The organism is Xanthomonas sp. SI (assembly GCF_014236855.1).
Taxonomy (GTDB): domain Bacteria; phylum Pseudomonadota; class Gammaproteobacteria; order Xanthomonadales; family Xanthomonadaceae; genus Xanthomonas_A.
Genome location: NZ_CP051261.1, coordinates 2586173 through 2610594, shown reverse-complemented (window position 1 = coordinate 2610594; position 24422 = coordinate 2586173). Strand labels below are relative to the sequence as shown.

The 24422-nt window shown below is 56.9% G+C and carries 23 protein-coding genes; 4 read left to right on the top strand and 19 right to left on the bottom strand.

All coding sequences use genetic code 11. The annotated features are described in order from the left end of the window. The first annotated feature begins 143 nt into the window (after positions 1-143). Together traD and HEP75_RS10855 are read left to right on the top strand one after the other, a co-directional pair. Positions 144-470: a conjugal transfer protein TraD gene (gene traD, locus HEP75_RS10860; protein ID WP_185826433.1), complete on the top strand. Its 327-nt coding sequence runs from the start codon at positions 144-146 to the stop codon at positions 468-470. 177 nt (positions 471-647) lie between these two features. Further along, positions 648-1001: an HNH endonuclease gene (locus HEP75_RS10855; RefSeq protein ID WP_185826432.1), complete on the top strand. Its 354-nt coding sequence runs from the start codon at positions 648-650 to the stop codon at positions 999-1001. 366 nt (positions 1002-1367) lie between these two features. Here the strand turns inward: HEP75_RS10855 and HEP75_RS10850 are convergent, their stop codons facing one another. The 19 genes from HEP75_RS10850 to radC form a co-directional block, all read right to left on the bottom strand. Further along, positions 1368-2057: a hypothetical protein gene (locus HEP75_RS10850; RefSeq protein WP_185826431.1), complete on the bottom strand. Its 690-nt coding sequence runs from the start codon at positions 2055-2057 to the stop codon at positions 1368-1370. Between the two features lie 573 nt (positions 2058-2630). Further along, positions 2631-3944 (bottom strand): hypothetical protein, encoded by a 1314-nt coding sequence (locus HEP75_RS10845; RefSeq protein WP_185826430.1) that lies wholly within the window; start codon positions 3942-3944, stop codon positions 2631-2633. Positions 3945-4035: 91 nt separating this feature from the next. Beyond that, positions 4036-5394 (bottom strand): hypothetical protein, encoded by a 1359-nt coding sequence (locus tag HEP75_RS10840; protein WP_185826429.1) that lies wholly within the window; start codon positions 5392-5394, stop codon positions 4036-4038. A gap of 63 nt (positions 5395-5457) precedes the next feature. After that, on the bottom strand, positions 5458-6204 hold the full coding sequence (locus HEP75_RS10835) for a hypothetical protein (protein ID WP_255424059.1): 747 nt from the start codon (positions 6202-6204) through the stop codon (positions 5458-5460). Beyond that, on the bottom strand, positions 6201-7136 hold the full coding sequence (locus HEP75_RS10830) for a hypothetical protein (RefSeq protein WP_185826428.1): 936 nt from the start codon (positions 7134-7136) through the stop codon (positions 6201-6203). The genes HEP75_RS10835 and HEP75_RS10830 overlap by 4 nt, the downstream gene beginning before the upstream one ends. Before the next feature lie 63 nt (positions 7137-7199). Further along, on the bottom strand, positions 7200-8855 hold the full coding sequence (locus HEP75_RS10825; RefSeq protein ID WP_185826427.1) for a protein kinase family protein: 1656 nt from the start codon (positions 8853-8855) through the stop codon (positions 7200-7202). A gap of 11 nt (positions 8856-8866) precedes the next feature. Next, complete coding sequence (locus HEP75_RS10820; RefSeq protein WP_185826426.1) at positions 8867-9589, bottom strand: hypothetical protein; 723 nt, start codon at positions 9587-9589, stop codon at positions 8867-8869. A gap of 2 nt (positions 9590-9591) precedes the next feature. Beyond that, complete coding sequence (locus HEP75_RS10815; protein ID WP_185826425.1) at positions 9592-10425, bottom strand: vWA domain-containing protein; 834 nt, start codon at positions 10423-10425, stop codon at positions 9592-9594. A gap of 684 nt (positions 10426-11109) precedes the next feature. Beyond that, positions 11110-11964: a hypothetical protein gene (locus HEP75_RS10810; RefSeq protein WP_185826424.1), complete on the bottom strand. Its 855-nt coding sequence runs from the start codon at positions 11962-11964 to the stop codon at positions 11110-11112. Positions 11965-12003: 39 nt separating this feature from the next. Further along, entirely contained in the window at positions 12004-12546 is a 543-nt protein-coding gene (locus tag HEP75_RS10805; RefSeq protein WP_185826423.1) for a hypothetical protein, read from the bottom strand. A 37-nt stretch (positions 12547-12583) separates the two neighbouring features. After that, entirely contained in the window at positions 12584-15154 is a 2571-nt protein-coding gene (locus tag HEP75_RS10800; RefSeq protein ID WP_185826422.1) for an XVIPCD domain-containing protein, read from the bottom strand. Between the two features lie 32 nt (positions 15155-15186). Next, positions 15187-15816, bottom strand: a complete 630-nt coding sequence (locus tag HEP75_RS10795) for a DUF1629 domain-containing protein (protein WP_255424058.1) — start codon at positions 15814-15816, stop codon at positions 15187-15189. Positions 15817-15953: 137 nt separating this feature from the next. Beyond that, entirely contained in the window at positions 15954-16655 is a 702-nt protein-coding gene (locus HEP75_RS10790) for a DUF1629 domain-containing protein (protein ID WP_185826420.1), read from the bottom strand. 117 nt (positions 16656-16772) lie between these two features. After that, entirely contained in the window at positions 16773-17456 is a 684-nt protein-coding gene (locus tag HEP75_RS10785; RefSeq protein WP_185826419.1) for a thermonuclease family protein, read from the bottom strand. A 109-nt stretch (positions 17457-17565) separates the two neighbouring features. Beyond that, complete coding sequence (locus HEP75_RS10780) at positions 17566-18735, bottom strand: restriction endonuclease (RefSeq protein ID WP_185826418.1); 1170 nt, start codon at positions 18733-18735, stop codon at positions 17566-17568. Continuing rightward, on the bottom strand, positions 18725-19444 hold the full coding sequence (locus HEP75_RS10775; RefSeq protein WP_185826417.1) for a hypothetical protein: 720 nt from the start codon (positions 19442-19444) through the stop codon (positions 18725-18727). Before HEP75_RS10775 ends, HEP75_RS10780 begins: the two co-directional genes overlap by 11 nt. A 152-nt stretch (positions 19445-19596) precedes the next feature. After that, complete coding sequence (locus HEP75_RS10770) at positions 19597-20916, bottom strand: hypothetical protein (RefSeq protein WP_185826416.1); 1320 nt, start codon at positions 20914-20916, stop codon at positions 19597-19599. 260 nt (positions 20917-21176) lie between these two features. Beyond that, positions 21177-21377, bottom strand: a complete 201-nt coding sequence (locus HEP75_RS10765) for a hypothetical protein (protein WP_185826415.1) — start codon at positions 21375-21377, stop codon at positions 21177-21179. A gap of 69 nt (positions 21378-21446) precedes the next feature. Beyond that, positions 21447-21926, bottom strand: coding sequence for a DNA repair protein RadC (radC, locus tag HEP75_RS10760; protein ID WP_185826414.1), 480 nt, complete (start codon positions 21924-21926; stop codon positions 21447-21449). Positions 21927-22198: 272 nt separating this feature from the next. On the opposite strand from radC, the gene HEP75_RS10755 reads away from it, so the two are divergent. Together HEP75_RS10755 and HEP75_RS10750 are read left to right on the top strand one after the other, a co-directional pair. Further along, the gene (locus HEP75_RS10755) at positions 22199-22657 is read left to right on the top strand and encodes a hypothetical protein (protein ID WP_235444031.1); all 459 of its coding nucleotides are present in this window, start codon (positions 22199-22201) and stop codon (positions 22655-22657) included. A gap of 269 nt (positions 22658-22926) precedes the next feature. Then, positions 22927-24327, top strand: coding sequence for a site-specific integrase (locus tag HEP75_RS10750; RefSeq protein WP_185826413.1), 1401 nt, complete (start codon positions 22927-22929; stop codon positions 24325-24327). Positions 24328-24422: the final 95 nt, after the last annotated feature.

Below are 24422 nucleotides of genomic sequence, written 5' to 3'. Positions count from 1 at the left end.
GCCTAGGTGCGCTCTTACTTCTTTCTTTTAAGCCTTGTTTTTCAGATCTTTTCGATTTCGAGGGAGTCCAAATTTCAAGCCGGCAAGAACTTGACGCGAGCCATTTGTTTGGTTGACTCGTAAGGGCACAGAGGAGAAATCAGATGAGCGCGACAAACCACTACCACGACCGAATCCACCGAGCCACCGAACGACTGGCGCAACTTCAAGCGCGCGAGCTTTTAGCGAGCCAGCGCCAAGCGATAAAGGCGAAGGAAACGCAACGCCGCGAAGAGGCTAAGCGACGCACGCGGGTCGCAGAACTTGTGTTCTTGGCCGGTGCCGAAACGCTGGAGGATGCTGAGTTGGTCGGCGCGCTGTTGAGCTATGTAGAAAGCCGCAATGACCATGATGTCCGCAACCAAGCACGCTCGCACGGGACCTTACGGCTGACAACGGCAGATGCAGAAGACAGCCAAATCAGGCACTGACCTGACTCTTCATTGTTCGCACTTGCTCGCTGCCTTCGAGTTGCGGCGGTCTTAGAGTTGAGCTAAAACATGTTTACCGGTCGCTGAGCGTCGGTGTTGTGCCCGCATGCCGAACGGCTCCGGGTGCCCGAGGTTCTCCTTAGGAGGCACGGGAATCCTTCGATTCCGGAGCCTCCCATGAGCAACAGACGCCTCAAAACCCTTCGTGTCTACGCCTTCCACGCCCAAGCCGGCCGCTGTTTCTATTGCGGCCTCCCCATGTGGCTCTCCTCGCCTGACGAACTAGGCTTGCGCCCCCGCTCGTCCCGCGCCTACCAATGCACGGCCGAGCATCTCCAGGCTCGCCAAGACGGTGGCAAGGACGTGGCCGACAACGTGGTGGCCGCGCATACCCGCTGTAACCAAGGACGCCACAAAAGGTCTGGGCCGCCCCTCACTCCCGACGCATTCCGGGCACTGGTTCAGAGGCGGCTAGCAGCGGGAAGATGGTGGTCCACACTGCCGCCAAGGATTGCGCATGCTCCTGTATGACCTTATTGGGCTCCACGAGCCTCGTTCGACCCGAAACTGACCAAGGCTCACTTGGCTCGCTACAACGCCGTGGATCACCCCATCAATGTCTATAAGCACGGGAGTTGGATGAGTGGCAGAGGTGGCAGAGGTGGCAGAGGTGGCAGAACGGCAATAACTTCAATCGCCTCTTGGTGAGCCTCATCCAAGCCGGCTCCACTACACACTGGATGTTCGCTTGCCTTTCCGCCCACCCCAGGCCTTGAGCTCAACCAATTCCTATTGGCACATGGTCAATCTGCACTAGAAGTCTTTGACTTTTTTTAGCCAACCAGCTCACCGGCATTTTTGCTCCCAATCCCCACGAACACGGGCACGCCAGTCAGTTTACGAAGTTAGTCTCTTCTCAAGATGGACAAGTAAATCCAACACCTCGCGAGTTGTGGCCTTTGCATTCAGTTTCCCTTGAACACCCTTGCTTAACTCATTGTCATAGCCGAGCTTATCAGCCAAGGCTTTTACATCTTTTGGGAAGCTCTTCAGCCCGGCAATCTTTGCCACTTCTGATACACCCTGCCCTCCTGCGGAATTACTCACCAAAAGGACACCGTAAAGATCAGATACATATAATTTGAACTTCTCAGGAAACAACGGAACGTGGTCTGGACGATGCCCGTCAAGAAGATGACCGAATGGAGCCCCGTAAGCTACTTCCTTCCCATTTTCTTCGCGCGTGTGTGCGTAGCTATCACCAAACGCATGGATAACCACCCCAACCTTCCATTCGGCCTGCTTACTTGCGAGCATTTCACTGATGTAAGTCTTGAGTCCTGTACGCCTCTTCTGGACGTCCCCTCCGTGTAGAGAGTGAAGGACTCGCATGATCCTCTTCGGCTCTTCACCTTCAAACCAATCAAGAGCTCGATCCACCGCTTTGAGGTCGTCGTAAACATCAGGCAGTTGAGAGCCCCAACTTAGCTCCAGGGCCTCTGAAACATCCCAACCAGCAAGGCGCGCCACAACAAAAGTCGTGTAACGGTGCCCATCCTCATTGTAAGTAATCATATTGATTGCCATACTTTCCCCTCAGGTTACAGTGAGACTTTGAGAGCGGTGCTGGAGTCTAGCGCGCCTAAGGATACCAATGTATCAAAGCGAAATGGGTGGAAAACACAAAATTGAGCCCAAGGTGGTTTTGGACGATTGCTGTCCTAACGGCAGAGTTAACCACAAGTCTTCCCTAAGTATTAGCCCGTCACTGTCGGCTCCATCCCTAATTTTGGCAAACCGAGATTTCCCGCGGGACTTGTGGCAAGAGCGAGTCCAAAACACCCTTAGCCCGAAGATCCGCGACCTTGGAGCCTGGCAAACAGGCGGGCGGTTACCGCCGGCCGTCGGCACACTGGCATTAAATCTCCGGTCACTTCACTCGCGATGGCACTGTCGACCACGCCGCCATTGCTCGTAAAAGATATGCTGCTTATCGTCCAGAAATTCGAACAGTTCTTACTTGTAGTGCCATTTTTTAGTTTAGCGAGGCTTGCACATCTCGGGATTGAGGTTGGCGACGGCTTGATCATCTCCAGCAGATGCCACTTCAGGTGAGTCGCGCCCTAAAAGAGCAAGTCACCATTAACTCTACTAAACATCCTAATCGCTCTCAGGTATCGCTATCACAAAGATTAAATCAAAGCCTCCTTTAATCCCACCTGACCATTCAGAGAGCTTCAAGCTCACCAAGTGACCACGGTAAGTGGTGGCCCGCCCGACTTCAATCTCAAAGGAATCGTCATGGGCGTTGGCGAAAGGAAGAGCTCTTCTTAGAAGATTGTTGCATAGCGCAACAAAAGCCTCGGTCGCACTCTCTTGGTCCTCAGGCTGATTGACATTGAGTTTTAACCTCAGCTCTTTCACCGTGAACTCATCACCCGTCAAGTAGTAAGCCACATTGTTCGGCATGATGCCCGAGCCTAGCTCGACCATCGCTGATGCAGCGCGCCATTGATCCTCATAGTCCCGATAGTAGGGCCGAGTTTGTAAGCCTTGTTGGGCAAGGAAACCTATGGCTGCGTCGGGCAGCCAGCCGATCACGGGTTGGACGCGATATGGATTTCGCTGGCGTCGTCGAGCCTTCTTGATTTCTAAGACCGATTCGTCCACTTCGACAAGGCTCGCTGGCGGAAACCTGCCCACATGACGCTGCCACTGCCTCCATCCGGGCATATCAAGCCCCATATGCCTAAGAAGCTTCACGCCAGCATGGAGGGCAAGCTTGGAATCTTTACTTTGACGCTTGAACACGCCCAATGCACTTTCAGCCACCATGTAAGCATTGAGCATAAACAAGAAGGGCAACAGCAACAAGCCCAGAATTATTGGCAAGAAGAAATCGCGAACCGTCTTCACACTTGCGAAGTCGTTGAAATCAGTTGTGATATGAAAAATCGACTTCCCAAGCATGAGGAGGCCAAGCGCGGTCAGAAGGACTGCTGTCCCGCGATGCACGACCCTTAGAGAAGGATCTTTGGCGCTCACCACATTCATCGAAGCCAGAAAAAACGTGCTGCCAAAGATCAGCATTTCCACCCAAAGAGCGAAAGTATCGACGGCGGTTAGGAAGTCCACCACCACCGCAACGCCCATTACCTCTCCAAGCGCGCGACGAAAGAAATTCGCTTCGACCTCAACTTTATTGACGTTGAACACCGCCACACACGCCGAACCTAAAGTCCAAATAAGCGTGGTTTTGAGGTTACCAATCCCCCACCACCCTAGATGCCAAAGCGCCACAACGAGAAAAGCGACATAAGCAAACAGGAGCGCCAAAATAAAAACAATGCTCCGCCTGAATAAAATACCAAGCAACGCCTTTAATGCGCGCCTGCTATTGGCATATCTAAGCACCCAAACCAGCGCAATGGCAAGCCAGATCACCAATGCCCATTCACGGTTGTCCAATGCCATCGATCGAGCACCCCAAAATTCAGTTCGTGCCTGCCCCAACTAACAGCTTGACCAATATCCATAGCAGACTTCGCTAAAATTTATTTCGATATCAAACACGGAATGGTGAGATAGCCGCATCAGCATCGCCAAAATTAATCGTGAAGTAGTCGTCGTCCAAGCCATCCATTTCTTCTATCTCTATTCCGACAATCATCCTCCCTTGAGCCAAAGCATCGGAGAAATAGCTTGCTATGTTTGGTGATCCTGGACGTTCATGCGCGATGATGAATTCCTTTTGCGTCACGGCACCAGAAATAAGACCCATTAAACCACGCGAAGAAATACTGACTTTACTCACATTACCACCCTCTACTGTCAATTGATACGCCCCCATTTGACTGTGACCAACACCAGGCTCTAGGCATCTCCGAATTGCGTTATAAGGCGCCTTCTGCGGCGCAGGAAAGTGCTTCATAGCCCCGCGCATCAACTCATCCAAAAGAGCATAGTTCTTTGAAAATTTATCGCCGGGCAGCTCCCTACCCTTCACACTGACATTGAACCTTAGCTTCCGATACGTCTTTGGATCCAGGGCCGTTCTACGCTCCTCTATACTTATCAAGGCGACAGCGTCTATGCCAGAGTGCTTCGAAAGGAAGTGATCGACGATTTGAAGTGCACTATAGGTTCCGGGCGTCCGTGACGAGGAAGAAATATTGTGCAAAAGGGCCGAGTCACCATCGCAAGCGACCAAAATTTTAAGCGCCTGCTCTGGCGCGCCAATGAGCTGATCCTTTTTAGCCTTCAGCGCCTTATAAAGCGGATTCTTCTCCCGAGAAGCCGCAACGTCGTAGCTTAGATAGCTGCCTGTTACGGAAGATGCACTCGGATCATATGCAATCGAAAACCTCAAGCTCTCGTCTACTGGCTTGTAAACGTGCCGCTCTTCTGGCGCTTGGCGCACGCCCTGAAGCCAACCGGCAACTTCGGTGCGGAGAAGCTTGATCAACTCACCGCGCTTTGGAAGACCTAGTTGTATCCTGCCATCCCCATAGTGGCCAGTATGTTCCCCCTCGACCTTATAGCCGAGTTTTACTGGATCGACGCCATACTTTCGTGCTATTTCTGGGACCGTCTCAAATAGAACATCCACTGGATTTTGCTCATCCAGACCCTTGTCAGAGACAGCTAAGACATCTCCAACGACAAGCAAGACCTCTCCATTCGGAGAAAAGTATGTCAGCTCAAGATCAGGTCTCCTGCCACTTGGAAGCGGGACCTCATGCCTAAGCTTAGCCTCTTGGGAGAATGCATCCAAAACGACGACCTCCCACATCGCAGGCAGCCGGTTCCAGCCGGGTGTGTTCAGCCGGTTTACAATCTCCACAATCTGGTCTTCAGACAAGACCCGCTTAAGACGATCGATTCGGCTTTGCAAATCGCGTCGGGCAAAGATGAAGTTCGTCATTGCGTAATCTGCCCCGAGAAAGTCAGTAATTTCTATGACGGCACAAGCAAGACTTGCAGGGGATCACCTTGCGAGTGTCATCCAAAGCGTCCGCCCTCGCTCAGCGCTGATGTCCGCGAACTCATCAGGCTCCCAGTGGGTGTGGGTCAATAACACCCCCAATTCCGCCAGTATCTTCAGGCATCGGTCGCCAAAGTCAAAAATTCCTTGGTATGTCAGTTGCAGTGTGCTGATGTCGAATGGCTTGGGCTCTTCACCCAGCTTCTGCATCTCCCAGTGCGCATGGTGTTTGTCTCGAAAAGTTCTGACGCTGATAGTCACCGGATCGCTTTCCAGTTCCTTCATGGCTTGGTTGACCGCGCTCCATCTCTCATCGAACTGGGCCATGTTTTCGTCACGATCTCGCTGGCGCCACTTCTCCCTGGTCTCCTCGCCGATGTATTCCGCGGGGCTATCCTGAAGGGAGTCAAACATGCCGCCATAGCTCGTGCGGTAGTGCTCCCGCATACCGGGCACCTGCAGCTTGCGCCAAATGTTGGTGAGGCTGCCGGTCTTGTCCCCCTTATCAAGGAACAATCGAGCCAACTCGCGGATGAGATCTTGGCCAAGCAAAGGCGTCAAGTGGTTCCAGAGACCTGCACCTGGGGTCTTATCAAGCTTGGTCTTCATCGCCGCCTTCACCTCTTCATCGAGAACCAAAGGCTTGAGCAAGTATGCTCTCTCGTCCAGGAAATGCGCCTCACTGGTCAGAGCCCGAATGAACCCATCGATCTGTCGGATGCGGTTCTCCAGCGTGTCTACGTTCGTCATCGTTGCCTCAAAATTTGCTTTTCAGCATCCACAGGCACCCTGTGGAAGTTCACATTCAAGCGTTTGATGAGCGCCTTGGTCTTCTTGCCAGGTGCCCTTGGGCACACAAGCACCGCCTCACCGTTGGGGATCTGGCATGTCGCCAACTGCTCGGCGCGCAGGATGGCCCGGTATTTCACGCACTGGTAAACGCCACGCATGAGCTCATCCTCCGAGCACTTGCTGGTCTTCACTTCCACGGCCAAACGCCGGCGATTATTGTCGAACAACACGTCTAGCCGGTCGCCGCTGCTCAACACAACTTCATTTTTTCCAGGCTCGAAGGTGCCAAAGTCAAGCAGTTCCTCGGGATGCTCTCGCACCCAGTGCTTCAGCGCCTGGTGCTCGGCACTCTCTGCGCCGCCGCCTGCCTGGACTCGTGGTAGCGGCAGCACCTCGCCCTGGTCCGCCTGGACTTCGCCTGCCTCAGGCTCCAACCAGGCCACACCCAGGGCCTCAGCGATCTGATCCCATTTGCCGTAGTGGTAGACCGCATTCATGGCGGCATCGAGGTAAGCGAGCCGGTCTGCGGCCATGCCGGCGCCGTTGTCCTCGAAGAAGTAGTAGGCAATCTCGTCAGCGCCCCCGCTCGGATAGCCCGTGCTCTTGCTGACGACGATAGTGTTGATCGGCGGGATCCGCTCGCCCTGCCACTCCGGCCGTTGGCCAAGCTGCTCAATGGCCTGACCGACCGCCCCCACAGGAGGGCCATAGACGGTTTTGCGAGCCTTTGGTTCGTGCCCGAACTCCGACTCCAGTTGCTCGGCCAACTCGCCGTAGAAGATAGGCCGGCCTTCCTTCGCTCGGCGAATCAGGATCGGGAGGATGTCGGCCACGACCTGGATGCGCCAAGGGGTATTGGCGAGGGGAAGCTGGGACCAATCGAATGCCATGAGTGTCCATCCTCCGGGGTCTGAAGCACGCTCTACCACCGCACAAGGTTCTCTGTAAGCGACCTACCCCGCAACAAGTCGCCACAGGAGCAACAGGCCTCCCAGGATCAACAGGGAGAGGCATCCACTTTTGGAAGAAGATGCCGGGCGTGCTGGCGGCGGCGAGGGACGTGGAGGCAAGGAACGTGTAGGCGTGTGCCGCGGAGGCGCAGAGACCTGCGGTGTTTGACGCTGCATCCCGGTAAGAAGTTGCTGGTTGCGTGTTTGAACGGGAGGTAGGGAAGGCGGCTGAGGCGGTGGCAGCTTTGTTCCAGAAGCACCTTTACCCACCATATCGATGAGGATGTCGCTATTGCGGCTGCTGCTGGCTGACATGCCCCCAGCAACTGGTTTTCCAGCAACCGCAAGACGGAACTTGGCGTCCTTCTCGGGTAACTGCTGAAGCTGGCCAGGTGCCGTGATAGTGATGGATAGGCTGGGGTAACCACTCTTGCTATAGGGAGGATTCACCAAGCCCGCCACGGACACCCAGCGCCCTACCCACGATGCGTCAGGAACATGCGGTTTAATTGCATCAATGCCGTCCACCCAAATTGTCAATCTAACCGATTCCCCTCTCCAATCCGAGAAATTAACGAAGACGTATGGCCTCCTGTTCTTGGTATTGGTCCATCCATTTTTAACCGAATGGATCTTTCCCACTAACTCGACGCGATTGCCCACCATGCCCAGCACCTGAGCATAGTTGGTGGCATCGCAAACCACGTAGGGCCCCTGATAAACCACCGCCGCATTGTTGGGACGGATGGTGATTGGTCCGATCGGGATTCCCTTGCCTTGTTGGAAATCGGCCAGTGACGGAATGCCTGCAAAACTTCCCGCTGCGACCTTTCCCAGGTTCTCAACGTGTGACTTGAGTCCAGCAATGGCCACCGCTTCTTGGAACACAGCGGAAGCGCCGAGGTTGATAAAATCGTTGCGGCGAAACACTACAGCGCTGGGCTCGGATCGGGACGTAGCCCAGATCTTCGGCGAAGCCATCAACGCTTGAAGTGCGACGTCTAGTGTGAGGAACGAAAATCGATCCAGCGTGGAGCTGAAGTTGTCCGCTGAGCGCTGGGGATGCTGGAAGTTTAGCTGTCCCAGCTCGGTTGCTTTAGCCCCGTTGAGGGACTCAACGAACATACCATCGTAGTCAATCAGCTGGATGGTCGCCCCATCCGCACTGACCATGACGTTCTCCGGCTGGATGTCGCCGTGAGCAAGGTTGTTGTTCTCAAGAAATGCGGCCAAAGCCGCTAAGGCGCTACGTAACTTCCGGAGCGCTGCGATGTTGCGATGCTCGGCTTCGAGGAACTCGGCCAGCGTGCGCCCGCTGGCCCAAGCCATCTTGACGATGGGATACGCATTGCCCTGGATGCGAATGCCGTTGGGGTTGAACTCAAACGGCAAGAAGTAAGGGCTATTGAGCTGCTTCAGACGAGCCGAAATCGCCTGGTAACGACGTTCCAGTTCGCGCGATTCCTTGTGAAAGCAGCGCAGCGCGAACTTCCTGGTGCCCACTGTGACTGTGTAGGTCAGCGCAAACCCGCCGCAAAGTGCCAACGGTAGTCCCAGGCCTGTGGTTTTCAGCTTCCCTTGCTTCAGCTCTGGGTCTTGCAGGACAAACTGCGGCGACTGAAGGGCCTCGTTGTATTGCTCCAAGGATGGGTAAGCCATCTTCAAACACCCTAAGACCGGGTAACGGAAACGATGACCAATGTAGAGTCATCGCGTCGAAGGCGTCCGGCGCCGCGCTCCCGATCCACCAGTTTCACAAGCTCCTCAACCTCTCGGATCCCACAAAGCACTTCCAGTGCAGATTGGTCGTCTTTTTCTTGATGGGCCAAGAGCCAAGCACCCAATGCATCGGTCATGCACAGCAGCAACCGGTAACCTTGCTCTTCGTAACCCCATTGCCAAGTGCTGGCTTGCTCGTCGCCCGCAGGGTTCAAGGAGAGGCGAGTCGCCAAAAGCAAGGGCTTCTCTTGGAATTGCTCGGAATGTGTATACGGAGCAGAAGCCAGCAATTGCCCCCCATCAACCCACACCGCCAAGCTGTCGCCCGCCGCGGTGATTTGAACCATGTTCCGTTCGGGATGGTCCTGGGCGACAAGGAGCGTCGCAAAGCTGCCGCGCTCGTAGGCAGCTGCTTTGGACCAAGAAAGGCAGCTAACGTCATGCAAGGCTTCGTAGCCCTCCAAGCAACTGGCTACAGCCTCCGGTGACAGCTCTTCTTCCATCATCCGGTCTACGAGCAACCGAGCCCAGTTCCGAGCGTCGAACGACTCGGATGCTCCATCAGACACCACCACACGGCCCCGCTCTGGGTCCGTGAGATAGGCATCCTCGTTGTCGTCAGGCGATTCAACGTGCTTGGGCACAGTCCCCTGAAAGAGGAAGGTCAGCGCCATAATCAGCGCAGCTGCGCAGCCCGGGTTCCAATGTCGAAGAAGTCCACGATCTCGGTAATCTCACCGTTGAACACAAACCCCCTGGACTCCATCGTGGCCTTGATGCCCTTCTCCTCCGCGACCTTCTGCAAGTGTGGCGGTAAGGCACTAGACATACGAAACAGCAGCTTGGCATAGGCGTCACCCAAACCCGCATCAGAGGTCGGGAACTTGACCGGATCGCTGCCGCTGGTGCTGACGTGAAGATTGAACAGCAGCACGTTGCCGTCGTTCGTGCTGATCTGCTGAAGCTGTTTTGCCAGCGCTTCCGGATCGCCATCTGTCGACTCGCCGTCGGTGACATGCAAGACGGTCGGAGGATAGCTGTCAGGGTGCGCATCGCACCAAGCCACTAGTTGCTCCGCCGCGGCCGTGATGGCCGTGCACATGGGAGTGCCGCCCGATGCCTTGGCTTCAAACCATACAGGGAACTTGATGGATTGGTCGACCAAACCGCCAGCACCATCGTCAACCCGCTTGGTGCGATTTTCCACCCGAAGCGGGTTGGCTTCGATCTGGGAGATGGGATGGAGCACGGCTGAGGCAAGGCCGCCTGTCAACCCATTCTCCGCGGAGCTGCCCATGTAACCCAGCACGCCGACCTCAAAATAGTCACGGGTGCCTTCGGACTTGGTGCATCGCGTGATCAGCGTGGCTAGGGTGCGATTGAGCACGTCTGCTACGAACTGCGCCTTAGACTTCCCATTGCCCATCGTGTCCTGCATCGAGCCGGACTGATCGACGAGGAAGAGAAAGGCGGTCGGGCTTGTTCTGCTGATCTCGGCGGTGTAGCTCATGGATATCCTCTACGCTGGGAAGATGGGGTATGGACCACCTCACGTCGATAGCGCAAAGTCCTTCCCCTTGATCCATCATGCCGTGCGACGAATCAAATCTCCATAGCTCACTCGAAAGTCATAGGTCAGATTTTCCCTACCCCCTACTCCCATGAAATTTGTCTACAAAATATTCTTGCCTTTGGATATGCAATACCATAAGGGGGCGCGGAGCCGACCAATTTTGCTCTAGCCGTCCCAGTCGCAATCAGAAGATAGCGATACACCACCATTCGGAACCGACATCAAGGTCTCTATTGTGAAGTTCCTATGGAACGATTGGTTCAAGGATCGGCATCCACGTCGATTAAAAAGAGGCGGATAAGATGATGCGCGACCTCATCAAGCTCTACCCGAGCGAGCACGACCAAGCGTTACTGCAGGCTTTTAAGGGACGTAAGAGCGTCACGAAAACTCGCGTCCATTCTCTTCTCGCTCATCAGGCAACACGTCGATGGCGGCCAACGCCTCCTGCCCGGGCAGGCATTGAATGCACATCATGTAGGACCATTGGAGCGCCACTTCCTCGCGCAGACGCCTTCGCCTAGTCCTCCCTGGCACTGTCTAGCAACACGTGAACGGCCGCGATGACCTTTCCTTATGGGGACAGGCGCCCCTTCTTCTTCGTAAACAATGCCTGCATATTTAAGCCTTCGGTTGTGGAGAGCGCCAGTGTTCGAGCGCCTCCAGGAAACTTGTGACACCGCCCTTGCCCATGGCAAACGCTTGGGCCAAGGGCATGGTGACGCCCGACTGGGCAATGCGGTCGCGAAGCGCCTGAACCCTTTTTGCCCAAACAGTGTCCAGCAGCACCAGGTCGCAATAGTCCACCGCATCCACTGTATGCATTAGGTCGATAGCGTCGTTGCGCGTGAAATTTGCCTTGGGGTCGAGCACTACAACTCGCAGCAGTTCCCCGGAAATAATCTGCTTGCGGCTGCGGCCATCTCTGGGATGCGCTGCCTTTGCTCGGCTCCGGTATGCAAGAAGCTGCCGACTTTGAGTCATGGTCACCACCAACTTATCAGCGATATCGTCCAAGGTCTCAGCCATTTCCATTCGTCTTTCGTGGACCAACTGGAAGACTCCACTGAAGGCGCCAGTAAACGACTGCGCCTGCGCCCACCGGCGCGAGAAGTAATCCATGTTCCGACGATCAGCCGGTGGCGTCGCTCGCTTGGCGGGGTCAGTCTCTCCCCGACTATCTTGCGCATCAGCCGGATCGCTCCAAAAGAAGTAGACGTGGGGCACCACCTGAGCAAGCAGCCGTTCCGCCCGCTCAACGTGACGGGGATCGGCGAAGTGCGCGAATTCGCTCATTGATAAGGACGAGAGCAACCAGGTGCCACCGTGCGCCTTGAGGCCTTCCGCGAACCTTGTGGAGAGCTCGTCGTTCTTTGCAATCTCGCGCACGCCGCATGTATCGAGGTAAACGGTCGGCGACTCAAAGCGCTGCGTCCAGACAATGTCATCGCCGTCGAAAGAAAACGAGATTGGCATATGCCATATTCCCTAGCATTGGCATCCTAGCGCAGAAAATCAAATCCAACGAGATGCTCGACCGTCTCTAAGAACAGCATTGAAAGCCTCACCAATTGCTTGTTCAGTCTCTTTTATTTGAACAAGAGCGTGCTTTAGCTTTTCATGCATTTCATCATCGCCAACCTGATCGGACGTTTCTGCGAATAGCCTCCACATGGTATGCAAACGAGTGGTTTGAGAAAAAGCCCAAGCCAGTCGATTTGATGTGAACTGCCCGAACACATCGGCTTTATCGAGGAACTGCGCGGGAAGCTCAAATTTAACTTGAAAAGCCTTTTTTGCAAAATCTCTACGCGCCTCCTGGCTATTTATAAGCCCTAAAAGTATCGACTGATCTTCAGCCGATGGAACAACCAGCGTTCTGAACTGAGCGATTTCGATTTGAGCAACGCCAACCGGCGTGGTCATGATCTGCGCGAGAAGGCGACGAGTAGCAGCCCTTTCCTTGCGACGACGCCAACCATCGACCATCCATATGATCAGTGCGATTATGGCGGCAACAGCGGTCCAGTCGATTCTTGAGCCTTCGCAAATCCACATGACGCTGCCGCCCCCATTTATCTATATGACTGGTTTTTCAAAAAGACCTGCCAAGTCCTATTTGAACTTGTGTATTTTGTTGCTGACTCATCTCTAGCTGCTGCTGACGCACCTGATCCTGCTTGATGACCTCAGCCTGCACCAGGTTCTGCTCCGCCGGCTGCTGAGCCGCCTCCCGCCCATCCACCCGAGCGTGGAAGATCGGCAGCTTGTCGCCAAACGGTGCGTAGACCGCCAGCACGTTCTCGGCTCCGTCCTTGCCTAGCGCACCGGTCACCCGGTCCACCCGCTTCACCAGCGGGTCTTCGGTCTGCTGCTTGTAGAGCGCTGCGGTGACGTTCCGGCTCTCCTCCTCGTTCCAGTTCCCCGTTCCGCTGACCCAGGAATGGATCGTCTGGTAGGTGGGGTGGTCCGGGTGCGCGGGGTTGTCGGCCAGCATCGGCCCCTGCGCCGCCTTCTCCTGCGCCGGTTCGGCGTCCTGCTCTTTGCTGCGGCCTGGTGCCGACACGGAGACCGTCGCCAGCGTTGGCACGTGCGCCATGGCGGGCTGGCCCAGCTCGGCCTTGGCCTGGCGCAACTCGTCGGAGGTAGTCACCGCGACCTGGTGGGCCACCCCGTCTTGGCCGACCTGGTAGTGCACGATCGGGCTGTCGTAGCCGTATTGGCCCTGCTCGTTCGGCTTCAGCCGTTGCACCATCCGGCCGGTGAGGCCTTCGGCTTCTTGCGTGCGCTGGGTGGCAAGCTTCACTGCCTCTAAGTTGTTCTCTTGTGCGTTGAGGTCGATGCCGACAGCCCGGTAGCGATGCAGGAGCTCGTTGTGCTCCATCTGCGCCGCCGTGGGCGCGGGGCGAGCCTCAATGGCCGCCAAGTTCTCCTGGGCGCGCTCCAGCGAGGGCTGGCGTATCTGGTTGGTGAGCTCCAACTCGACCGCCAGATTGCCGCTAGCTACCCCGTCCTTGCCCGCCCAATGCCCCTCAGCAGTGCGCTGGTAGAGCTGGCCGTCGTGTCCCTGCACCTGGTCGGGCTTGGCCCGGGCGTTCTCCACCGCGGCGGGCACCCCCACGCCGTAGTCCTGCCCGCGCTGGGCGGCATGGCTCTCCAGGTAGGCCTGGGCGATGGCCTCGCGGCCGGTGGCGATGTTGCCCTCGATCCGAGCCAGAGCCTCCTGATTCAGGCGCTGCGTCTGGTCCGCGTTTGCGATTTGTGGCTCGTAGACGCCGCGATCATCAGCCCCCGTCACGCCGGTCTTGACCTGGCGCTCCCAGGACTCGGTGGCCGGATTGCGATGCCAGTTCTGGTTGTCGAGGCCCGTCCGGTCGTCGGCCTTGGCTGGGAGGTTGAACGGATCCTGCGGCGGGGGCGCTTTGCCCAGCGCAAACTCGGCCGCCTTGGCATTGGCCATCGCCCCCAGCTCCTGGGACTTGGCGTAGCTGGCCACCACGTCCTGCTCAACCGCCTTGCCCTGCCCCTCTTGCAGCTGGCCCTGGCGGTCCCAGTTGCGGCCGTTGAACTGCCAGTCCACCCCGGCCTTGTCGGTCTGGTGGAAGATGTCGCGGTTTTCTTTGAGGTCCACGGCCTTGTCGAAGGCCTTGCTCATCAAGACAGCGTCGCCCACCACCAAAGCCGCGGGCACAAAGCCGCTGCTGCTGCCCAGCGCGGCCGCGGTGGACGCACCGCCGGCCCAGCCGCCCGCGTTGCGCGCAATGGCGTGCTGAACCTCCGACTGCGCAGCCGTGGTGTTGCCCTGCTCCATCAACGCCGATGCGGCGCGGGCGGTCATCACCGCATCCGCGCCCGTGGCCAGGAGACCGCCGGCACGGGTCAGGCCGCGCGCGGAGGCTTCGCCCATCAACAGCTGCATGGCGACTTCACCACGCTGGCCGCGGGGCACGCGAAGGTTCTGTGCGGCCTCCTCGCCCAGGGTGTTCTCGACCACTGCCACACCGCTTGGCGAAATGGTCAACCGGCCGTCGTGGTAAGCACTGGAGATGGCCTGGGACAGCCCATGGCGCTGAATATCGAGGTTGCCGCCCCCTAGCAGCGGCTGTCCAGAGCTGTGGAAGTGCTGCAACGTGGAAACGATACGGCCTTCGCTGTGTGTCACCCCGCCCCATTGGCGTGCATTGGCACTGGCCTGGGCGTGTGCGTCCAACTGCGTCGCGTTCTGGGCGGCGTAGCCGTTCGGGTCCACAAAGAATGCCTGGGTGACAGACCGCGTTTGGTCCATCGTCTGTCCCAGCGCAATGTTCGTGCGCAGGTCGCCATTGATGAGAGCCACCTGCGCGGTGTCGCTCAATCGCTGGACCTTGAGGGCCACTCGATCTAAGGCGTCCGGATCTTCCATCAATGCCGCCTGACCATCTTTCGTGGTAGCCAAGCGCTCAAGGACATAGTTCAAACCGAGGCCATAATCTTTGATTGGACGGCCCGTATGCGGCGTAACCCCGATGGCGTGAGCAAGCGCCTTGTCGTTGGGCAAGTTGATCAGATTGGTGGCCGCGTCCTTATTGAACCGACCGGTATCCACAAGCACCTGTAACAGAGGATCGCGCGTAAATGCTTGCTGTTCGATGGCGTGGTGCGGTTGGAAGAGGGGCTTGTCTGGCATGTTCTAGGATCCTTCCTTATCGCCTGGTGGGATCAGAGGTCCGACGCGTCAATAAAAGAGATCCCACTGACTTCTGCGTCGTCAGGTATCCCAGCATCGTGAACCGCACCCTTGAACTCCCGATCGCAGAACACCGACGGGTTGAACGGCAACCGGAATACGCGTGAATCCCCCAGAACCTCACGCCGGAAAGCAAGGCTGGCTCCCCCACCGAAGTAATAGAACTTCCCGCGCACAAACTCGTCATCGACCTCGATCTTCAGCCGCGATGACTCTTCGTCCAAGGCGTCCAGCTCTCGAACCACGTCGCACAGGAAGTGCGGCGGGCCCTTGATGCCATCGGCCAAGCGGTAATCCACCTCGATGAACGCAAATGCGCGGGGATCAACCGAGCACATGACGTCATGGAGTCGCTCGGACACCAACCAATAACCGCCGAACCCTGGCTCCAGATCACGAGGCTCGGGGCCTGCGCTGGGGTCATAGGTCATCTGCGGTTGTTCGAGCATTGAAGGAAAGCCGCCCCCTTCCGGACGCAGGATCACTCGGGGTGGCGACCGCAGCTGGCGGAGGTTGTCGAACCTCACCCCGCAGGGCTGCCTGTTGCTCTCCATGTCCGATACGACCATGTAGAAGGCACCCGGCTTGGGCTGATTGGTCATCGTTGTGTCCACGCGTTGCATTCCATCCATAGGGTCATTGCCTTCGGATCACTGCGACAGAGTCTAGCTCTACCATTACTGTGTGTGCTTCTCGTCTGGATTTGACGTGGTTGTGGTCTTGGAAAAGAGTTCCGCGGCTAGACATGGATCGACTCCTTCTTGCTGCCTTTGTTCTCGACGCAGCAGTTCACCGTGTCATATAACCAAAGCCCATTGGACTTGCTACGCGTGACAATGCGCGCTGCCTGAACAGCCTCCTTGAACGTTCTATCGCAGAAGACACCGCCATGGAAAGACAACCTGAAAACATGTGCCGAACCCAGAACATCCCGTCTGAAGGCCAGCCGGATGTTGCCGGTGAGGTCATAGTATTTACCCGCTTCGAAATCGTCACTGATCTCGATGTTGAGCTCAGACGCTTCTTCGTCCAAAGCATCCAAGGTGCGAACCACATCGCAGAGGAAGACAGTCGGACCTTCGGAACCATCGGCCAAGCGATAGTCAGCCTCAGCGAAGACGAAGGCGTCCGCATCCACTGATTCCATCACACGGCGCAACCGTTCGGAAACCAACCAATAGCCGCTGAAGCCTCCCTCCAGGTCCTGAGGCAGCACGCCCTCATTGGGGTGGTAAACCAAGCGTGGGGTTTCGCGCAATGGCGGGAACCCGCCTTCCTTTGGCTTCACGATGAGGCGCGGCGGCGTTCGCAGAACGTTCTCGTTTTCAAAGACCACACCGTGGCCTTTGCCCCCACGCCGGGCGTCCGGCAACAGTTCGAAGAACTCCCCCTTCATGGGCTCACCGGTGGTCATCGTTTCCATGCGTTGCGTCCCATCCATAGGCTCACGTCCGTCGAATTACTGTGACCGGAGTCTAGCGCCATCAGCGGCTGCTTGGGCAGACAAATGGGCGCGGCCTTCGCCTTGGTGCCGCAGCTCCTAATGCGCCCGAAGAGCTCAGCGCTTTGCCGGCTGCCACCCTGCCCGAGCTGCCTCCTCAGGACGACAGAACATGCGCTCGCCGTAGCTCAGGTCGATGCTGGTCCGCTCGTAGTCCCGCTGGCCGGGCACGTGGTAGATCTTCTTGCCTTGGCGGGAGATGTTGCCCTTCATGCGGCATCCGCTGGACACCGGTCGCGCGGCCGCTGGCGTTTGGCTTGCCGTCTGATCGCGCTTGCTGCGGCGGTAGTCCACGGGCATCTGAAACGGCCCTTGCCAGAGGTTGCGCTGGTGCTGGCGCGCGTCGGCCTCGTCTGCAATGAATGCCGTCGCGTATTGGCGATACGCGACCGCCCAACCGGAGCTCACCATCCAGCGGTTGACCGACTGCCCTTGGACGAAGCACTCGGCCACCACTCGGCCGTAGCGGTCCGTGTCCTTGGGCTGGCACCGAACGGTCTTGTCCAGCACATAGCCGTCCAACGCTGCGGCGGACCGCCGACCACATGGCCAGGAGCGCCCGTCTTTGGTCGAACATTGCTGGGCGCTTTCCGGGGCATCGATGCCCCACAGGCGGATGCGCTGCTTCGCCACGGTCAGGGTGTCCCCGTCCGTGACGGTCGCGCGGCCGACCAACTCTGCTGCCACGCCAGGAACCGAAGCAAAAACCAAAAACAGAACCAACAGACCCTTCAACGCCATCAACAACGACTTCCTCTAAGCGCACGCTCGGGTGGCGAGCGCCAGTTCAAACAGGGTCCGACACTTTAGCGGAATCCGCAGAGGGAGGTTACGGGCAAACTACCCGACTTCAATCCCAAGTGTCATACCAAAGCGGCTGACCATCCCACGGGGTGTAGTAGCGGCGCTTTCCCCAGTAGTGAACCCTACTATCAGTCACCTTTCGAATCGCCCGAAAAACTGCACCCCCTGGCATTTCCTCGACCACCTGCCCGTCAAGCACAGGCATCTTGGCACCCCGGTGCAGATCGCCCGCAACCAGCACTGAGGGGATGTGCGCCAGCAATGCCCCGGTAGCATTTTCTTTGAGCACGACGCAAAACGACGTGGTTTCACTACACGCCACAAGGCGGTCGTATGCCACCCCTTCCCGTATCCGGTGAAGTAGCGGCAAGAGGGATTCCAATGCCAACGCATGGGCGCGCTCCTTCATTGCAAGATGCGATGCTTCGCGGCACCACTCCCGAAGATCAGACGTGTCTGCTAGCTGGAGCACGCTTTCACGGCCTGCCCAGTCATGAACGCCCGGCAGATACCGGGACGTGGTGATGAACAAGCCGTTGGCCTGCTCACGCTTGGAATGTGCTTCAAGTGCTGCCACTGCTTCAAGCCCAATGGGTTGGTGCTTGGCATACCGCTTGGCCTGGATCAGCGTGAGGTTGTCATCCAATGGTGATTCTTGCCAGATCCGAACGTCCACGCCCTTGTCTCCGCTCCCAGGACCCACGCGCGTTTTCCAGCCTCGCGCAGCAAAAATGCTGCTGATGAGCTCTTCGAATGCTCGATGTGGGAGTCGATGAAAGTCCTCAGGGTTTTGTGCGAAGTAAGAGTAGATGTCACCGGATACGTCCGCAGTGTCGGCTTCAATCAAGCGGCAAGTCCACTTCCACTGGGCCAAGGCATCAAACTGTCGCTGGAGCTCAGTCTCTTGATCGATCAGGTAGTAGTTGGCCGTGACTGAGTCGTCCCACTCCAGGAAGACACCTAGCTTCTCAAGCTCTTCTAAAAGTTCGTCGGCCTCTTCATATCCCTCGTAGAGCACCCTGCGCGCGTCGCCTTCAGACCAAAAAGTCAGCAAGGGCTCACCTTCACCCGGCTCAGAGTCGTAGTGCTTCAGCGGATCTTTGTGCCCCGAGTCGTGAAGGAAGTCATGCTTATTTCCCCACGCCTCCGTCACCGCCCGGACTTGGGCGACCAACTTCTCCAAGTGAGCATCAGGCTTGGTTGGATTAGCTTTCACTCGACCGCTCCTCGCAATCGGTTGACAACAAAGGAGCAACCGACAGTTCTGGAGGCTGCTGCGGCACCTCAGGCGCTCCGAACTCTCTATGGAACTCGCCTCCCAACTGATCCCGCCGGGCAAACCCATAGCTCGATAGGGGAGGATTTGGGGCGAGAACAGTCTCCAGGCAACCGGCCAACACACTGAAGAGATCAGCGCGGATCAGCATCAGCATCACGTCGCCTTCTGTCCAACCTGGCCCGATTCTGCGATTGAGCTGAGGTGTCCCACCATGCGCATAATTGTGGAGCCACTTCGCAGCGCCCCCCTTCTTGAACCCATCTACCAAGCCTTGGATGAGCGGAAACGTGGTGGCCAACTGAGCGGCAATGGCTGCCAGCATCGGGACATCATCAATGGGGTTGTCAGACCCATCCAGTTGGAGACCCTGAATCTCCTCGCATGACGCCACGTAGACGAACCAAAAGCCAATCGTGGAGGCTTCCAAGATAGGACGCAGCAAGGCACCAGCGGAGCCGTATTCGCCCGCCTCGACCACACGAATAAGCGCGGAGTGATGCTCAAGTGCTAAATCGATGGCGCATCTGGCAAAATTCACTCGCAACGAGGTCGGGACTGCTTCGGGCAGCAGGGACCTGAAGCGCTCGTTCTGCTGACGCGACTCGACACAGCGGGCAAGAATGACCTGGAGAGAATTGATGTCCATGGCTTCAGCGGTGAGGGTTCCTAGAGTCCTGCCATCCAAGCATGATCAAAAGCCGGGCACCACCTTCCCGGCCCATAGAAACCGATGGGTGCACTGCCCGGCCCGTGTCGCAAGGAGGCGATCTCCTAACTATGCTCGTCTTGTCGCGCTTACTACTTACTCGGCGCGCATTGAGACGCCTTCAGAAATGACTCTCTATTACGCCCTGCAGACGGGACCGCGTAACCAATACCGACGTAATCGCACGCACGCTGGAATTCGCACAAAAGGGTTGGCTGTCCAAGACGATCAAGCCCTTGACAGATGATGTATGCCCTTATCTTGAGATTACTTCTGATCATCCCCTCCGACCAGTAACATCCCATCCCAGAGCAATCAAAATTTCTTTCGACATCATCGAATCGCTTGGCCTCATCCGCCTCCATCTCAGCAATGGACATTGACGATCGACGAATGCGCTCTGCCTCGCACCACTCCTCAAACTTGGCAGCCGTTACTTTTGCAACCGCCATTCCGCTGGAATACTCCTCAGGATCCAAGCCAGCGCCAATTTTATATATCCAATAAAGAGCCCCCCACTCCTCGAGGCTGACAATGCCGGCACCACCATCTTTTACCATCAACCGCTGAAATAGATCTGACTTAACCTCAGGAAGCGGAACCTCAATGCCCACCTTGATAGACAACCATGGTTTACTTTTAATGACACTCAACGCCAGATCGAACTGCCGCTTGGTAAGTTGCGGAAGCGCTTCCATTTCCTTTCGATGGATGACATCCAGAATCTCCTTGTTCCACACGGAATTAAGAGGAAGGCGGTCCGCGAGTTCCGCAAGCGCCTGCCGGCTGTAAAATTTTGTGCCACCACCAATTTCCAGCTCATCGAGCTCGAACCCGACAATAAATAGAAGATCGTTTATATATCTCCTATTTTCATCGAACCATGATTGGAAAGTGTCAATATTGACTATTTTCGGCATGTTAGGGTGCATCACATCGCCCTTAGTCGCCGCATACCTAAAAGCATCTCCATCCGCATCTACTTTTGCAAGCTCGCAGATCATGGGCCGAATCTCTTGTATATATGGAACCAGATCCGGGGCAAATTGATTTGCTCGATCCACAAGGATTTCCAAGAGCTTGGTAAGTTCATGCGTTCCAGGCGCTGTTATTTTAGCTTTGCCGATCACCCCCACCCTTCGAATCATCCGCTTAAGACTGAGCTCCACATAGTGGCGCGCACAGAATACTTGGGGATAGATAACGGCATCCACCATTATGTCGGTCCCCGGGCATGGTTGCTCCCCGCCTCGCGCAACATGCCTAGCCGCCGCAGTTAGAGCGCCGACCGCCGCCTCGTATCCCCAAATGTAGGCCAATTCATCTGGAACAAATGGATGTTCTCCAATGCTCGCGTTCAATGCCCAATCTTTGCCTTCGCCAAACGGCCCACTCAAGCTTCCTTTAGACATCCAACTGCTCCTTTCTTCGCAAGATTAAGAATTAGAAGCGCATCCGAGGACAGAATGCTAACACCCCCCGTTGCATTCAGGCTGCGCTAATTATTGCAGGTGAGATAGTTAAATTAATTGCGTTAAACAGTACCATCAGACCTTTCAACACCATCAACAACGACCCTCTAAGCGCAGGCCCTGGCGCCGAGCGCCAGTTCAAACAGGGTCCGATACTCTAGCGGAAGTGGAAAAAGGACGCCGACCAACTCGTCAATCCTTCAATCCCAACTTGCGTTCCTGGTGTGGTCGCCGTCGGTCTCCTCTACGACAACGAAGTCGCTCACCAGCCAGCCGTATGCATCGCTGAGCGCATCGGCGATGCCCTCTTCGTTCCCGCATTCAACTGTGGCTTCGGCCGGCAACGCAGGACGCTTGCCATCGGTCTCCCAGACAATCCCTCGCACGTGAAACGCTTTCATTCCTGCTCCATGGATGTGCATCTGCCTTGGCAGTCTAGCTTCGGCAGACCGCATAGGTGAAGGGGTGGGCTATGCCCACCCCCTGCTGGCCAGGCTGACGTGCTGCCGGCCACCGATGACCAGGTGGTCGAGGACCCTGATGTCGAGAAGCGCCAGCGCCTGCTTCAGGCGCTCGGTGACTTGGCGGTCAGCTTGACTGGGTTCCGGGTTCCCGCTCGGGTGGTTGTGGAAGAGGATGACGGCGACGGCGTTGAGGTCGAGGGCGCGCTTGGCGACGACCCGGTTGTGGACTTCGCATGCGTCGATGGTGCCGGTGAAGAGGTGCTCAGTGGCCAAGACGTGGTGTTTGGTGTCGAGGAAGACGACACCGAAGACTTCGTGCGGCAGGTGGGCGCAGCGGGCGACCAGGTAGCTGCCGGCCTGCTCGGGGCTGTTGATGCGGCCCAGCCGCTGGAGGCGTTGCTCTAGGATGGTGGCTGCTGCGAGCAAGATGCCCTCCTCGTCCATCTGGAGTTGGTATTGGGCCTTCCTGTCTTGGGTGCGCTTCATCGGTTCTTCTCCACCAGCGCGTTGTGCGCCTCGTGGGAACCGGCAGGCGGAGCGTCCGGCCCTACCGCACCCGGCAGTGAGCACCGCTTGCGGCGCACAACGGAGGGCCGGAACAACGTGGAGGAGGCCTGTCCTTGCGGTCGGGACAGCGGAGCTAGGATTCCCTTTAAGAGGCCCAGCGCTGGTGGAGATAAAAGGCGTTGAAACCCAACCCTCTGCAAAGAGAAAAGCCCTTACAGTGGACTAGCCAGAGCAATCCAAGGATGAGAAAGATGCCCAAATACGATCTTGTAAGCCAGAAAGACGAATGGGGTTGCGCCGCTGCTTGCGTGGCGTCCCTTTTGAACATCCCATACTCTCGAGCAAAGCGTCTTCTAGAAAGAGAGAAGCGCGCCGGGATAGATGATGAGCCAGAGGGATTTGAGATCGATGAAATCGCCAAGGCTCTTTACAGCAAAGGCGTAAAAGTCATCGCTGACTGGAACCCTCCTTCGAAGCTTCCCAGCGGCACCATCGTGTGCGTCCACAGCCGGGTCAGATACGCAAGCTATCACTACCTGCTCAAGGTCCCTGGCGGCTACATGGATCCGTGGTTCGACCTCATAGAGGATTGCCGAGAGGCCAAAGTGCGCAAGGACATCCCAAAAGGGGCCAAAATTGTTGTCGCCCTTATTCCAACGAAAAAGTCAAATCAAACTAACAAAAATAAGCTAACATTTATCTTTGGTTAATTTTCAGATTTCGCATTTTCTTTGTTTTAGTTAGCTTATTTACTGCAAACAGTACACAAATGACTGCGATAAATCGACCCAAATTTCCTCGCAGGCCTTGGTATATAAGGATTTCTGCCAGGTAACGAATTGGCGAATCCGGGAAGCACCCCAGAGGGGACACCCCAACACCTTAGGACTGCGCTGGCAACGCAGATTTTTGTATCGCCCCCGTTGACGAATTTTCGTCCTGTCATATCCCTACTTCCATCTTTCGATGGAAGTGACCCATGACCAGCAACCCCTCCGTAACCCTCAACGATTACATCGCCTCGCCCTTCGGCCTGCTGCATTTGGAAGGCATCCACATCGGCCGGTTCCGCATCGACCGCGCCATCATCCGAGGTCGGGAAGCCGCCATCAACCTGCAAGAATGCATCCTCGCCGCGCTCGACGAAACCGGACGAAGGAGCGGCATCAAAAACAGCACGCGCTACCCCGCGCAGTTGCCCATGGGCACGCCGGCGCGCCCTCTGGCCAAGGAGATCGAGGATCATCTGGAGGACATGCGTCGCCGGCAACTGGAGCCCAAAACCATCCAGTCCACCGAGCGCACGTTGAAGCTGCTGCTTCTTACCTGCGGCAACATCTCCGCGGCTCGAGTGGACTATTACCACATCCAGGCGCTCTGGAAACTGCTGCGCTGGGCCCCAAGGAACCTGGTGTCGGATCCGCTGCTGAAGGACCTCTCCTTCGACGAAGCGATCGCGCTGGGGAAAGAGCAAGACGTGCCGCCGCTCTCGCCTGCCACGGAAGAGCGTCACCGCCGATTCCTTGTTGCCTTCTTCAATCACTTGGTCAACGGACAAGCCATCGACTTGTCTCCGATGAAGGCCTTCCGGAAGCCCAAGGAAGATCACACCATCAACCCCGACAAGGCGATCCGCTTGTTCGAGGATGCAGACCTGCAAGCCATTTTTGACCCCGCAACATTCATCCCTTGGGCCAAGAAGCCGCAGTATTGGTGGGCACCGATGCTCGGCTTGTATACCGGTGCCAGGGTCAACGAAGTCTGCCAGCTGAAGTTGACCGACATCATTGAGGAACGCGGGGTGTGGTGCATCGCTTTCCAGAAGACGTTGGACCAAGACTTGGCCGCAGACCCGAAGCGACGGCGGCGCAGCCGGCAAAGCATGAAAGGCGCGGGCTGCATGCGCATCATCCCCATCGCGAAGCCGCTCTTGGAGGCAGGCTTCTTGGAGTTCGTGGAGGACATGAAAGCGATCGGCCATCCTCGGCTGTTCCCGCTGCTCTCCGCTGGCGTGAACCGCACCACCGGGGAAACCAACGCGCGTTACAGCCAGCAGTTTGTCGTGGACTTCGGGCGCTACCTGAAGACCCTTGGGTTCGAGAAAGGAATCGGTTTCCACGCCTTCCGCCACACGCTGGCGACGGAGCTCGATGTCAACGATGTTCCAGAGAAAGAGATTGCCCTGGTCACAGGCCACAGCACCGATCCTCGCGACCGGGTTCAGGTCCTACGCAGGCACTACCTTCACAAGAAGCCGCAGGTGACGCGTAGCAAGCAGATCAGCGCACTGGAGCTGTATCAGCCCAACGTGGAGCTGCCGCGCTACCAGCGGGGGCAGTTCGCCAAATGGCTGGCCGATCCGCGCAAGTTTTATCCTTGAGACATCAGAGTCTGACTTTGCTGGTGACACTGGCTTGGCGAGTGCTCCACTTTTGCTGCAAATCTTTCCAGACTTTGCTAACAAGGAGCGCGCAC

Bases quoted from the DNA above. Each gene is read 5' to 3' on its own strand.
- HEP75_RS10785 (WP_185826419.1), bottom strand. From the start codon at position 17,456: ATGGCGTTGAAGGGTCTGTTGGTTCTGTTTTTGGTTTTTGCTTCGGTT.
- HEP75_RS10850 (WP_185826431.1), bottom strand. From the start codon at position 2,057: ATGGCAATCAATATGATTACTTACAATGAGGATGGGCACCGTTACACG.
- HEP75_RS10755 (WP_235444031.1), top strand. From the start codon at position 22,199: ATGCCCAAATACGATCTTGTAAGCCAGAAAGACGAATGGGGTTGCGCC.
- HEP75_RS10855 (WP_185826432.1), top strand. From the start codon at position 648: ATGAGCAACAGACGCCTCAAAACCCTTCGTGTCTACGCCTTCCACGCC.
- HEP75_RS10775 (WP_185826417.1), bottom strand. From the start codon at position 19,444: ATGGACATCAATTCTCTCCAGGTCATTCTTGCCCGCTGTGTCGAGTCG.
- HEP75_RS10790 (WP_185826420.1), bottom strand. From the start codon at position 16,655: ATGGATGGGACGCAACGCATGGAAACGATGACCACCGGTGAGCCCATG.
- HEP75_RS10825 (WP_185826427.1), bottom strand. From the start codon at position 8,855: ATGGCTTACCCATCCTTGGAGCAATACAACGAGGCCCTTCAGTCGCCG.
- HEP75_RS10795 (WP_255424058.1), bottom strand. From the start codon at position 15,816: ATGACCAATCAGCCCAAGCCGGGTGCCTTCTACATGGTCGTATCGGAC.
- HEP75_RS10805 (WP_185826423.1), bottom strand. From the start codon at position 12,546: ATGTGGATTTGCGAAGGCTCAAGAATCGACTGGACCGCTGTTGCCGCC.
- HEP75_RS10810 (WP_185826424.1), bottom strand. From the start codon at position 11,964: ATGCCAATCTCGTTTTCTTTCGACGGCGATGACATTGTCTGGACGCAG.
- HEP75_RS10770 (WP_185826416.1), bottom strand. From the start codon at position 20,916: ATGTCTAAAGGAAGCTTGAGTGGGCCGTTTGGCGAAGGCAAAGATTGG.
- HEP75_RS10820 (WP_185826426.1), bottom strand. From the start codon at position 9,589: ATGGCGCTGACCTTCCTCTTTCAGGGGACTGTGCCCAAGCACGTTGAA.
- HEP75_RS10750 (WP_185826413.1), top strand. From the start codon at position 22,927: ATGACCAGCAACCCCTCCGTAACCCTCAACGATTACATCGCCTCGCCC.
- traD (WP_185826433.1), top strand. From the start codon at position 144: ATGAGCGCGACAAACCACTACCACGACCGAATCCACCGAGCCACCGAA.
- HEP75_RS10830 (WP_185826428.1), bottom strand. From the start codon at position 7,136: ATGGCATTCGATTGGTCCCAGCTTCCCCTCGCCAATACCCCTTGGCGC.
- HEP75_RS10840 (WP_185826429.1), bottom strand. From the start codon at position 5,394: ATGACGAACTTCATCTTTGCCCGACGCGATTTGCAAAGCCGAATCGAT.
- HEP75_RS10835 (WP_255424059.1), bottom strand. From the start codon at position 6,204: ATGACGAACGTAGACACGCTGGAGAACCGCATCCGACAGATCGATGGG.
- HEP75_RS10800 (WP_185826422.1), bottom strand. From the start codon at position 15,154: ATGCCAGACAAGCCCCTCTTCCAACCGCACCACGCCATCGAACAGCAA.
- HEP75_RS10815 (WP_185826425.1), bottom strand. From the start codon at position 10,425: ATGAGCTACACCGCCGAGATCAGCAGAACAAGCCCGACCGCCTTTCTC.
- HEP75_RS10765 (WP_185826415.1), bottom strand. From the start codon at position 21,377: ATGAAAGCGTTTCACGTGCGAGGGATTGTCTGGGAGACCGATGGCAAG.
- radC (WP_185826414.1), bottom strand. From the start codon at position 21,926: ATGAAGCGCACCCAAGACAGGAAGGCCCAATACCAACTCCAGATGGAC.
- HEP75_RS10845 (WP_185826430.1), bottom strand. From the start codon at position 3,944: ATGGCATTGGACAACCGTGAATGGGCATTGGTGATCTGGCTTGCCATT.